Raw genomic sequence first — 10447 nt, 5'->3', positions numbered from 1 at the left:
CTCCCCACCCGCCTCTGAGCTGTGACGCCTCACTCTAGAAGCTCAGCTCCTGGCGCCACGGTTCACCAACCCGGTGAACGTATGCGGTCACGGCACTAGCCAGCCGAGGAACAACGAGGGTTCATCGACGTTGCCTGCGCCCAGTGATCGACCTGATAAGGATGAGGCCACAGGTTCAAATTTCGAGGCCGCCGAGGAGCCGATTGCGGGCGGTGCCGGCCGCGTGAGCTACCCCGGAAATGCCAGGAGGGTTGTCACTGGCCCCCGCTAGAGTCGGCATCCACAACAGAATCACAGCAGTGGGGTGGGACAGATGAGACTGCGGTACACCGCGGCCTGCGTAGGGGTCACGGCGGCGGCGCTGATGGTGACGTCCGCGTGCGGCACGGACGGCGCGAAGACGGCCGCCAAGGCCGTCGACAGAACCGACGTGATCATGGCGGCGCTGGCGCGGGCAACTGACCAGACCGAGAACCTGGGGTCCGCCCAGGTCAAGTTGACGACCGAGACGCCGACGACCAGCCCGGTCACCATGGACGGCACGTACTCCTGGGGCCATGGCTTCGCGTTCGACATCTTGATGGACACCAAGGCCGCCCAGATGCAGCAGGTGCACGCCGCCGCCAAGACCCGAGGTGTGTTCGTGGACGGCGCCTACTACTACGAGATCGACCCGCAGCCTTCCGGCCCGCTCAAGGGCAAGGAGTGGATGAAGATCGACGCGTCTGCGGTGTTCGGCGACAAGGGCGCCGAGGCGTTCCAGGCGAGCTCCGGCACGGGCAGCCCAGCGGCCGCCATGAAGGGCCTGAAGTACGCCAACAACGTCGACGACCTCGGCAAGGAGACCGTCAACGGTCAGAGTGCGACCCACTACCGGGCCGTGGTCGACAAGCAGCACATGGGCAAGTTCAAGAAGGCCTACGGCAACCAGAACAACCTCTTCGGCTCGATGACCGGCGGCAGTGACTCGATCACCATGGACATCTGGGTCGGTGCCAAGGACCTCCCGGTCCGTATGAAGCAGCAGTTCGGCAGTCTGACAGTGACGATGGACTTCGAGAAGTTCGGCGCCACGGCCGCGATCAAGGCCCCGCCCGCCGCACAGACCGGCGATATCACCGAGCAGGTGAAGAAGGCCACCGCGCAGCAGCAGGGCTGAGCAGGGCCGGACCCGGGGCGGTGAACGTCGACCACACGGACTGGTAGCCGGACTTCCACGATTGCCGCCCCGCCTTCGCCAGCCCGTTGCACAACCGCGGCGTGCCCGAGGTGATCACACAGGAGATCCTCGGGCACACGCGCGGACGGCATGCGTACCGCGATCAGGGCCTGTCGGGGCCTCCAGCGGGAACGAGGCGTTCGTCGGCCTCCTGGCTGCCGATCGGGGTGAGCTGCACGAGGGTCTGTTCTGGATCCATTGCCACAAGTCCCAGTTGGGCATAATCCATCAGCACCAAAGCGACCATCTCAGCGAATTGGGCTCGTGCTTCGGCGCTCACGCTGCTGATCGGGGCCAGATCGATGGCGCCGGTGTCGGGCACGACCGCGTTCCAGAGCGTGCAGGTCAGTTCGGAGACGACGAGGGATGCGTGCCGGTTCCGGGACAACTCCTTCCAGAGGGCAGCAAGGACGACATCTCCGAGGTCGGGTCGTTCGACATCAGGGGCCAGCGTCGCTGGAGCTGTACGGCGGGTACATGCGGATCAACTGGTTCGACATGGGCGGTGCGGACACGATGGGGGTGGGCCACTCGCTGTGGGAGGTCTCATCGCACCGGGCCCGGGAGGTCAGCCGCACCTCGATCGTCACCGGGCCTGACGGCGTTCAGGAGGAGAGGCCGACCAACCCGGCCGCTGTGCCGGTTCTCCCACTTCCGCCCGAGGTCGAGGCCAAGCGCAAGGCAGCTGCGGAGGCCCGCCCCTGACGGGCGCCTTGGGCGTCGGCAGTCACGGCACGCGGTGCGATCGTTGTGCTGCGGGCCCTGACGTGGACCAGGGCCTTGAGCTCCCGGGCGTGGAGTTGCCCGCGCTCGCCACGGTCCGGGTCTCTCTGACCGGCGGTGGCGGCGGGAAGTACCACATCCCCCGCTACGACAAGACCGCCGAATCCTACGAAGCAGCCGTCACTCTTGCGTCACTCCTGATGTGGGCGTGGCAGCGCCACCCTAGAAGGGTGGCTCCAGGGAGTACCCGTTCTCTCCCAGGGGGACAGGTTCGGGCTTCGGTTTGGCGGCTCGCTGCTCGGCCACCGTGGGGTGGGCGGCGATCGCTTCGGCCGCCCGGCCTTGCCGGACCAGAACCTCGAAGAGTTCTTCGTGTGCCTTAACCGTGCCGAGGGCGCGCAGTTCAGCGGCGGCGGCGTCGAGGTGGCCGGCGGTGGTGAGGAGGTTGGCCTTGACGATACGGGGGTCGGTCCAGGGGTGCGGATCAGCTTCGGCCAGGGCAATCGCCTCGTCGATGCGGCCGAGGCCGGCGAGGGCGAAGGCCCGCCACCAGTGCTGGAACTCCTCGTGGCCGTGGTGGGGCACGACGCTGGGGTGCTCCAGCAGGTGAAGCAGTTCCTTGGGGCGGTCGAGAAGCTGGTGGACGAGTGGGGCCAGGAGGTTGGAGCAGTCGTACCAGCTGAAGCCGGGTTCGGCGACGGCGATGGCGTCGTCCAGTCGGCCGTCCTGCAGCAAGGTCGAGGAGAGCCAGGCGCGATACCCGACCCAGTCGTCAGCGGCGATGGCATCGCGCATCACGGCCTCGGCTTCCTCGGCCTGGCCGTGGGCGCGGAGGGCGCCGGCGTAGATGTCCAGGCAGGTGTGCGCATCCTGGGCGGCCAGCTCGCGCAGCTCGTCGAGCCGGCCGTGACGTGCCAGCAGTTCGGCGTAGGCGGTGAGGGTGTTCTGGGTGAGGAAGCGGCGCCCGGCTATGTCCTGGCCAAGGATCCGGATCGCCTCGTCGGCGCGGCCCGCGCGCTCCAGCACCCGGGCATGGAGCTCCTGCGCGTCCGAGCAGGAGTAGTCCCACTGGCCCTCGTCGCAAACTGTCCGCGCGGCTTCGGCATGCGGGGCGATCAGCTCCAGCACCCGCTCGTCACGGCCGTGGCCTTCAGTGATCTCCACCAGGACTGACCGGATCCACGACTCACCGATGTGCGGAACGAGCAGGTCGATGGCCTCATCGATGCGCCCTGCCCTGGCGAGTAGCTCAGCGAAGTTGCGGCATTCGGTCGTCGACGCGTGTCCTGCTTCGTCCGGGCAGACCAGGTATCGGGCCTCTTCCGTCCGGCCCGCCCGCAGCAGGATGTCGGCCTTCGCCCACAGAGCGCTCGGCCACCCGGTCGTAACGAACGGGGCCATCACCTCCAGCGCCCTTCCGAACTCCCCCGCCCGGCACAGTTCCTCCACCGCGCCCTCCGCGCAGAACCACTCGCCGCGTTCCGCTGCCGCCCGGATCACCAGGTCCAGGTGACCGTGCTCCAACAGAAGACCCACCCTCCGCGGAGAAATGCCGCCATAGTTGCTCGCCTGCCAAACAAGATCGTCCATGTCCATGGCCGGAAGCGTAGAAGTAGCCACTGACATGCCGCCGTGCGGACATCTGACCGCTGCCATCGCTGCCGCCGCACCGGCAGCTTCGCTGGCAGTGGTCGTCTCCGAGTACGGGCTCGCCGCATGCGTCGGCGACTTCGTTGCCGCTCGCGGTGCGCGAGCGCTGTGGGCGTGCAGGGGGCTGCGATGATGAGCTGCTTCCTGCAGATTCGGTGCGGCCGGATAAAACTACTGGTCGGCGAGGTTTCTTCACGTTGCAGTTCGTTCTTTCAGACGCCCGCCGACAGGATGACCGAATCGCTCCGCCCAGTGGTACATCGGGGAGATCATGCGTGAGGCGCACGGCCGCTGGGGCACCCCGGCCCAGGCCACCGGCCAGGCCTTGCGCCAGTCGCTGGTCATGGACGGCGAGCTGGACGAAGACACCCTCAAGGAGTACTTCGCCCGTGTCGTGCCCGGAGAGCCCACCTCCTGACGGCCCAGCACGCATGAAGGGGGCCGGAGCCAATGACAGTGGCTCCGGCCCCCTTCCGCGACTGTAGTCACCCTTTCCGGTGTAGCGATCATCGCCCTGGCCGAGCCGGACATCGAAGCCTGCCAGATCTGCCATCCGGAGACAGGACTGACGGAGTATGGCCCTCAGCCGTCCGAGTGACCCGGCGCTGGCGGGCGCTCCCGCCAGGGGTCGCGGTGACTGTTGCCGCACCTGACCTGGGGAAGTTTTATAAACCAGGCTGTCCGAGACCGTGATGTGCCTCGGCAGAGGTGTAGGTGCGTCCTTCCGGCTTCTTTCCGCCGCGCAATTCGGCGGGGTCGAAGACGTTGACCTCTCCGGTGCCGTCGGTGAAGAGCACCGTCCTGCCCGCGTGACGTACGACGTGGCCGGGCTTGGAGCCCTTGTACTCCATGTCGGTGAGGGCCTGCCCGGTGGCGTCCAGCACGCGGAAGCCTGTGTCTGTGGAGACGATGACGTGGTCCTCGTCACCGGCGGGGTTGACCCGGTTGAAACCGGACATCTCGATGGTCTTGGTCAGCTGGAGGTTCTCGCCGTCCAGGATGTACAGGCCACCGTCGAAGGTGGCGACCAGCGGGTCCTTGACCGCGGCGGCGGGCGTGGCGTTAGGGGTGCCCTCGGCCTTGGCGTCGGAGGAGGCTTCATCCCCTCCGCAGGCAGTCAAGACCGTGGACACCGCCAGGGCGAGTGCCGACCCCGTGAGGGCTCTGTTGCGTATCGACTTGTTCATCGGTGTGTTCCTTTCCGTGCCGCTCGGCGGCGGCGAGTGGTGTGTCGCGTGCGGCATGTGGTGCATGACGGCTCCGGTCCGGTCGCCCGGTGTCCGTCAGGGGGTTGGGGGTCAGTCGCCGCTTGTTCCGGCGGTCAGGCCGTCGGTCATGGCGGTGGTGTTGGCGCGCATCATCCGCAGGTGGGTGTCGGCACCCTCGCCCTTGGCGGTCAGCGACTCCGAGTGGAGCTCCACGACCTGGACCTGGCCACCCAGTTCCGTGCGCAGGACCTCGGCGAGCCGGGTGGGTTGGGAAGAGTCGGCGAACACGGTGCGTACGCCGGCCTCCTCCATCGCCTCGGTGAGCGAGCGCAGGTCGGAGGAGCTGGGTGAGGCCAGCGTGGTGCCGCTGGGGATCACCGCGCCGATCACCTCGAAGCCGAAGCGGTCGGCGAGGTAGCCGAAGACGTGGTGGTTTGTCACCAGGGCGCGCTTGTTCTCGGGTATGCGGTCGAAGGACTTCTCCATCCAGGCGGTGAGGTCTGTGAGTTCCTCGTCGTAGCGGTCGGCATGTGCGTGTATCGCGCTGTCGTCCACGCCGTCGACGTGCTTGATCACCTGGTCGGCTATCAGGCCGGTGGCCTTGCGCACCCGGTCGGGATCGGTCCAGAAGTGCGGGTCGGGTTGTCCTTCCTCTTCCTCGGGGCCGCCGTCGTCGGCCGTCCGGAAGGTGAGCGGGTCGACCGCGTCGCCGACTGCGAACGTGGCGACGCCGGACTCGCGGGCAGCGTCCACGTGCCGCAGGACGTTCTCCTCCAGCCCCAGGCCGTTGTAGACCACGAGGTCGGCGCGCTCCAGCTCGGCGGCCTGCACCGCCGACAGGCCGAAGGAGTGCGGATCGGCGTTGGGCTTCATCAGGACGGTTACGTCGGCTTCATCACCGACGATCTCCCGGGTGATGTCGCCGAGGATGTTGGTCGTGACGACGATGCTGGGCTGGTCCTCACCGGTGGTGCAGGCGGAGGCGGCAGCGGCCGTGACGAGGGCGAGCAGGCCCACGATCAGACTGCGCAGCCGTGCCACGCCCACCCGCACGCGCTGCTTCGCCGCACTCAGGCTCATCGGCCGGTCTCCGCCATGAGGACCGGCTCGATGTCCAGGTCGAAGGAGCGCGCGATGCGCAGGTCGTCGTTGTAGTCGATCTCGAAGACCTTCTTGCCTTCGTGGTCGTTGACGTAGGCGCGGCTGCGGTCGACCTCGATCACGGGAGCGCTGTCGTCGGTGTCGGCCCGCTCTTCTGCGGTGAGGAGCGGCTTGGTCCGGGCGATCTGCTTTCCGGTGGCGATGTCGTATCCGTGCAGTGAGCCGTCGGTCTCCAGGACGAGCAGCGGGGAGCCCTCTCCGGCGGTGTTGGCGGCGACGACGGGCCCGGTGTCCACCCGGGTCCAGGTCCGTGCGCTGACGTCCAGGACCCATACGGCGTCGCCTCCGGCCGGTGCGGTGAGGGTGTCGCTGTCGGGTCGCTGGCGGAAGGAGGTGGCCCGTTCCTTCGCCGGGACTTCTTCGCCGTAGGGAATCTCCTTGGCGGTGAAGGCGCCGTCCTCCTTACGGACGAGCAGGGCGCCGTCGGCGCAGCCGAGGACCACGCCACGCCGGGTGACGGCGTCTCCTCGCGGTTCCTCGCACTCCACGTCCGGGGAGGCGACGGGCTTGCCCTTCCGGTCGAGCACGACGAGCTTCGTGGTGCGCGCCTCGTCCGCGAAGGCCAGCAGGTGTTCCTCGTACGGCAGGACGGCGCCGGTGTAAGTGCCCTCCAGCGTCCGGGACGACGCGATCTCGCCCTTCTCCAGCTTGCTCCGGTCGTACAGAACGGTCCGCCCGTCCTCGTCGGTCACCGCGGTCACGACGACGTCGCTGCGCACCTGTGCCTGGCGGCCCACGGCTAGTTTGCCGACGTCACGTATCGCCGCGCTGTAGTAGTGGATGTGGTCCCCGTGGTCCACCGTCCAGGCGCCGCTGTCGAGCACCTGCGTGCCGCCGGAGGCGTGGAGGTAGCCGAATCTTCCGTCCGTGCCCAGCCGGACGGCACCTTCCACCCGGGCCGTCATGTGCACGTTGCCGGTGATGAGGTCGAGAACCCTGCTGTCTCCGCTGTTGGGGTCGTTGAGGAGCAGACGGGACTGCTGCTCGGCGGCCTCCTTCGCCCCCTCGACATACCCGTGCGGAGTGGCGGACGAGGAACTCGCAGCGAGTCGTGAGTTGTTGTCCTTCTCCCCCGCGCAGCCCGTGGCGAGCAGCGCGGTGAGCACCAGTGTGGCCGAAGCCCACGGAGTGACGTTTGTGCGGACGGTCATAGCGATCGCCTCAGGCTTCTTTCAGTTGACTTCAGGGGCGGGGGCGGGGCGGGGGGCAAGGCGCGGACGACGGTGACGCAGGCCGGACACCGCGTGGGAGAGGAAGAACAGGCTCACCGCGAGGGCCGAGACGGTCGCGCCGGCGGCGGTGCCCAGGTGCCAGGACAACAGCAGGCCGCCGAACGTGGCGGCGACGCCGAGGAGTGCGGCGATCGCCATGACCCCACGGACGCTGCGCGCCCACGGCAGGGCTGCCGCCGGCGGAGCGATGAGCAGGCCGAGGACCAGCAGTGTTCCCACGATGTGGAACGAGGCGACGATCGCCAGACCGAGCAGGCCGAGCAGCACGGCGTTGGCCAGGCGCGGACGCAGCCCCAGGGTCTGGGCCTTGCGTGAGTCGAACGCCAGGGCCAGGAAGGCGCGGTGACCGAGGACCGACGCCACCAGCGCCGCGAACAACGCTCCCGCGAGCAGAAAGAGGTCCTGCTGCCGGACGGCGAGGACGTCACCGAACAGGAAGCCGGTCAGGTCCACCGCAAAGGACTGCGAGCGCGAGACGATGATCACGCCGAGCGAAAGCATGGCGACGAAGAGCAGTCCGATGCCGGTGTCCTGGGACAGCCTCGGTGTACGTCCGAGTACGGTGACGCCAGCCGTCATGACGGCGACGCTGGCCACCGCGCCCACCAGCAGGTTCCCGCCGAACAGCGCGGCCAGCGCGACCCCCGGCAGCAGACCGTGGGACATGGCGTCACCGAGGAAGGCCATCCCCCGCAGAACCACCCAGGTGCCCGCCAGCGCACAGATCGCGGACACCAGGATTCCGCCCCATAGGGCTCGCTGCACAAAGGTCACTTCGAACGGGGCCGTCAACCAATCCATGGCGAGGACACTACAATGAAAACCATGTTCAAAAAGCCATCCCCCTCGCCCGCTTCCCCCCAGGACAGGACTCCTCACGTCCGATTCACCGACTTGTGTGCCGGCTACCCAGGACGCCCCGTCCTCCGGCAACTCACCGCGGAAATAGCGAAGTTGACCACGACAGCACTCGTCGGACCCAACGGCAGCGGCAAGTCGACCCTGCTCGGCGTTGTCGCCCGTGTGATCCATCCGACATCCGGCGACATTCAGCACGCCGGAGAACGGCCACCCGCGTTCGTACCGCAGCGCGGAGCCGTCGGCGACACCCTGCCACTCACCGTTCGGCAGACCGTGGAGATGGGACGCTGGGGCGAGCGCGGACCATGGCGTCGACTGACCCGCCGGGACCACTCAACCGTGGATGCCGCGCTCGAACGGCTCGGCATCGGCGACCTCGCCCCACGCCAACTGGGAGAACTGTCGGGCGGACAGCGTCAACGCGCCCTCATCGCACAGGGGTTGGCGCAAGAATCGGACCTGCTGCTTCTCGACGAACCGACCACAGGTCTGGACCCGGAGGCGAGGGAACGGATCGGGGCACTGCTGACGGCCCTCGTCACGGACGGCGTGACGGTCGTCCAGGCCACGCACGACCTGGAGGTCGCACGTGCGGCGGACGCCTGCCTCCTCCTCCAGGACGGCCGCCTCGCCGGACAAGGGCATCCCGACCAGGTGCTCACCACATCAGCGCTGGCCAGAATCTGGCAACCATTCTGAAGTACCCGACTCTCCGGGACAGGCCCCGCACCCGGACTCGAGCGGCGGGAAAACACCCTGTGGGCTCGGAAAGTCGTCGCTGCGGGTCAGGTGGCGTATCGGTACTCGTTGATGACGCCGCCGAGGACGCGGGTCCGACGTGCCGGGCGTGGGCCTCGTTCATGATGAGGACGCGGTCGAGGGCTTCGCGCCGAATGGTGCCGATCACCCGCTCCCAGTGGGCGTTCATCCGGGGCGCCCGCGGGGCACTCTTGAGGATCTCGATCTCTTCGGCCTCGAAGACGGCGTCGAAAAACTGCCCGTACGTGCTGTCGCGGTCACGCAGGAGAAAGCGCAAAGACTCCATGCGTGTGCCGGGATCGGTGGCCAGGTTCCGGGCCTGCTGCACCGCCCAGTCATGGGTGGGGTGAACGGTAACGCCGGCGATGCGCAGGCGCCGGGTACTGTGCTTGAGGAACGTCGGCGCGTAGAGCCTGCGGCCGAGGACGGCGTCGAGGTGGAAGAAGTCGACGGCGATGACGCCTTCGGCCTGGTTGGTGAGGAACTCCGTCCAGGTCGGGCCGGTGAGGCGCGGGACCGGGTCGATGCCCGCCGAAGCCGAGGCGTCAAGCCAAAACCGGCTCGGCGCGCCCCCGCAGGGCCTCACCCCACCACTTCGCCCCCCTTCGCGAGACACACCCGACATGCAATGTGAACCGAAGCGTCGCACGCCGGGCGAGGCGATGCCGAAAGGCATGCTGAGCGTGCTCGTCGGCAACACCCCCGATGTCCGCGGCGAGCTCGCCGGGCAGCCAACCCGTCGGCACCCGGAAGCAGTCACCCTCTCCGTGTCCATCCAGGTCGGGACGACCGGCCCGTACCCGGCGGCCCAGCGCCCGATGGCCGTCGGACACCCTTCCATCGACACGGAGGCGCACGTCCCATCGGGGGCGACGGGCGACCCGACAGCAATTCTGCGACTGGACCTGATCGCACTGCGGCGAGCCAGGAAGGACGTACACGCCCTCCTCGCCCTCCCCCAAGAGATCGACATCCCGCCGTTCCTCCCGCAGCTGTGGCGCAACAGGATCGGGGCCGATTGAACATTCCGGACGGCCCCCACCTCGAAAATGGCACAGTCACCCTCGTGCGACACCTCAACACCCGCGCCTATGTGGCCAACCCTGCGGCAACCACCCGCGAGCAGCTCAGCACTGACGGGAAGGCGGTCACTCGCACGCGCACGCGAAGCGTGGGCAGCATCTGGAGGCGGTCACTATCCTCCAGCCACCTGACACCCACCCCATGATGTCCAGTTCCGTCTGGCGCGCCCGGCGGCCACTGCATCCAGGTCGGCTCGCCGAGGTCCTTGGGGACGTCATGCTCCGCGTGCTGCGGAGCCGGGGCCACCTCTGGCTCGCCAACAGGCCGGACACCGTCATCAATTGGCGGTCGACCGGCCCCCACCACGATGCCCGCGAGTCCGATCGATGGCTGAAAGATTCCGACACTCGCGCGTGGGAAGCCGCCTCCGCGCAGCGCCGCACCCTCGCCTGCTGGTTCTGGGGCGACAACAGATTGATAATGGAATCCATTTCCATATAGCCTCTGCGTGTCAGGTACCAGAACGAGGAGTCACGATGGCCGTCCCCAAGCGGAAGATGTCCCGCAGCAACACCCGCCACCGCCGCGCCCAGTGGAAGGCGATCACGCCC

Annotated in this window: 13 protein-coding genes and 1 pseudogene; 7 read left to right on the top strand and 7 right to left on the bottom strand. The window is 68.0% G+C overall.

Translation table 11 applies throughout. The features are described from left to right. Positions 1–313: 313 nt before the first annotated feature. A complete protein-coding gene (locus ACFU6I_RS46105; RefSeq protein ID WP_384379866.1) occupies positions 314–1159 on the top strand; it encodes a hypothetical protein in 846 nt (281 codons plus the stop codon). A 163-nt stretch (positions 1160–1322) separates the two neighbouring features. Here the strand turns inward: ACFU6I_RS46105 and ACFU6I_RS46100 are convergent, their stop codons facing one another. Further along, positions 1323–1607 carry a hypothetical protein gene (locus ACFU6I_RS46100; RefSeq protein WP_384379863.1) on the bottom strand — a complete coding sequence of 95 codons (285 nt, stop codon included), beginning with the start codon at positions 1605–1607 and terminating at the stop codon, positions 1323–1325. 89 nt (positions 1608–1696) lie between these two features. Between ACFU6I_RS46100 and ACFU6I_RS46095 the strand changes: the two genes are divergently transcribed. After that, complete coding sequence (locus ACFU6I_RS46095) at positions 1697–1924, top strand: hypothetical protein (RefSeq protein ID WP_384379860.1); 228 nt, start codon at positions 1697–1699, stop codon at positions 1922–1924. Between the two features lie 240 nt (positions 1925–2164). Here the strand turns inward: ACFU6I_RS46095 and ACFU6I_RS46090 are convergent, their stop codons facing one another. After that, entirely contained in the window at positions 2165–3532 is a 1368-nt protein-coding gene (locus tag ACFU6I_RS46090) for a hypothetical protein (protein WP_384379857.1), read from the bottom strand. 331 nt (positions 3533–3863) lie between these two features. Between ACFU6I_RS46090 and ACFU6I_RS46085 the strand changes: the two genes are divergently transcribed. After that, a complete protein-coding gene (locus ACFU6I_RS46085; protein ID WP_384379854.1) occupies positions 3864–4010 on the top strand; it encodes a hypothetical protein in 147 nt (48 codons plus the stop codon). A 265-nt stretch (positions 4011–4275) separates the two neighbouring features. Here the strand turns inward: ACFU6I_RS46085 and ACFU6I_RS46080 are convergent. The 4 genes and pseudogenes from ACFU6I_RS46080 to aztB form a co-directional block, all read right to left on the bottom strand. Next, a pseudogene (locus ACFU6I_RS46080) lies at positions 4276–4779 on the bottom strand (hypothetical protein); the annotation flags it as partial. A 111-nt stretch (positions 4780–4890) separates the two neighbouring features. After that, positions 4891–5880: a zinc ABC transporter substrate-binding protein AztC gene (gene aztC, locus ACFU6I_RS46075; protein ID WP_384379851.1), complete on the bottom strand. Its 990-nt coding sequence runs from the start codon at positions 5878–5880 to the stop codon at positions 4891–4893. Beyond that, on the bottom strand, positions 5877–7112 hold the full coding sequence (locus ACFU6I_RS46070) for a hypothetical protein (protein WP_384379848.1): 1236 nt from the start codon (positions 7110–7112) through the stop codon (positions 5877–5879). Before ACFU6I_RS46070 ends, aztC begins: the two co-directional genes overlap by 4 nt. A 21-nt stretch (positions 7113–7133) precedes the next feature. Further along, on the bottom strand, positions 7134–7994 hold the full coding sequence (gene aztB, locus ACFU6I_RS46065) for a zinc ABC transporter permease AztB (RefSeq protein WP_384379845.1): 861 nt from the start codon (positions 7992–7994) through the stop codon (positions 7134–7136). Positions 7995–8009: 15 nt separating this feature from the next. Between aztB and aztA the strand changes: the two genes are divergently transcribed. Next, a complete protein-coding gene (gene aztA / locus ACFU6I_RS46060; RefSeq protein WP_384379842.1) occupies positions 8010–8753 on the top strand; it encodes a zinc ABC transporter ATP-binding protein AztA in 744 nt (247 codons plus the stop codon). On the opposite strand, the gene ACFU6I_RS46055 is transcribed toward aztA, so the two are convergent. Next, positions 8713–9489 carry an integrase gene (locus ACFU6I_RS46055; RefSeq protein ID WP_384379839.1) on the bottom strand — a complete coding sequence of 259 codons (777 nt, stop codon included), beginning with the start codon at positions 9487–9489 and terminating at the stop codon, positions 8713–8715. The two genes, aztA and ACFU6I_RS46055, sit on opposite strands and share 41 nt — an antisense overlap. Here ACFU6I_RS46055 and ACFU6I_RS46050 point away from each other — a divergent pair. The 3 genes from ACFU6I_RS46050 to rpmF form a co-directional block, all read left to right on the top strand. Beyond that, entirely contained in the window at positions 9488–9835 is a 348-nt protein-coding gene (locus ACFU6I_RS46050; protein WP_384379836.1) for a hypothetical protein, read from the top strand. The genes ACFU6I_RS46055 and ACFU6I_RS46050 overlap by 2 nt on opposite strands. A 202-nt stretch (positions 9836–10037) precedes the next feature. Beyond that, positions 10038–10337, top strand: coding sequence for a GTP-binding protein (locus ACFU6I_RS46045; protein WP_384379833.1), 300 nt, complete (start codon positions 10038–10040; stop codon positions 10335–10337). A 35-nt stretch (positions 10338–10372) separates the two neighbouring features. Then, on the top strand, positions 10373–10447 hold a 75-nt coding region (gene rpmF / locus ACFU6I_RS46040), incomplete at its 3' end, for a 50S ribosomal protein L32 (protein ID WP_384379869.1).

Origin of the sequence: Streptomyces sp. NPDC057486, assembly GCF_042802415.1 — a bacterium.
GTDB classification, from domain to species: Bacteria; Actinomycetota; Actinomycetes; order Streptomycetales; family Streptomycetaceae; genus Streptomyces; species Streptomyces yanii.
This window is presented reverse-complemented; position numbering and strand designations above follow the sequence as displayed.

What these genes read in the sequence shown, in the direction of transcription:
- ACFU6I_RS46050 (WP_384379836.1), top strand. Translation starts at nt 9,488, where the DNA reads ATGCTGAGCGTGCTCGTCGGCAACACCCCCGATGTCCGCGGCGAGCTC.
- aztA (WP_384379842.1), top strand. Translation starts at nt 8,010, where the DNA reads ATGAAAACCATGTTCAAAAAGCCATCCCCCTCGCCCGCTTCCCCCCAG.
- ACFU6I_RS46045 (WP_384379833.1), top strand. Translation starts at nt 10,038, where the DNA reads ATGATGTCCAGTTCCGTCTGGCGCGCCCGGCGGCCACTGCATCCAGGT.
- ACFU6I_RS46105 (WP_384379866.1), top strand. Translation starts at nt 314, where the DNA reads ATGAGACTGCGGTACACCGCGGCCTGCGTAGGGGTCACGGCGGCGGCG.
- ACFU6I_RS46085 (WP_384379854.1), top strand. Translation starts at nt 3,864, where the DNA reads ATGCGTGAGGCGCACGGCCGCTGGGGCACCCCGGCCCAGGCCACCGGC.
- ACFU6I_RS46095 (WP_384379860.1), top strand. Translation starts at nt 1,697, where the DNA reads ATGCGGATCAACTGGTTCGACATGGGCGGTGCGGACACGATGGGGGTG.
- ACFU6I_RS46055 (WP_384379839.1), bottom strand. Translation starts at nt 9,489, where the DNA reads ATGCCTTTCGGCATCGCCTCGCCCGGCGTGCGACGCTTCGGTTCACAT.
- ACFU6I_RS46070 (WP_384379848.1), bottom strand. Translation starts at nt 7,112, where the DNA reads ATGACCGTCCGCACAAACGTCACTCCGTGGGCTTCGGCCACACTGGTG.
- ACFU6I_RS46090 (WP_384379857.1), bottom strand. Translation starts at nt 3,532, where the DNA reads ATGGACGATCTTGTTTGGCAGGCGAGCAACTATGGCGGCATTTCTCCG.
- aztC (WP_384379851.1), bottom strand. Translation starts at nt 5,880, where the DNA reads ATGAGCCTGAGTGCGGCGAAGCAGCGCGTGCGGGTGGGCGTGGCACGG.
- aztB (WP_384379845.1), bottom strand. Translation starts at nt 7,994, where the DNA reads ATGGATTGGTTGACGGCCCCGTTCGAAGTGACCTTTGTGCAGCGAGCC.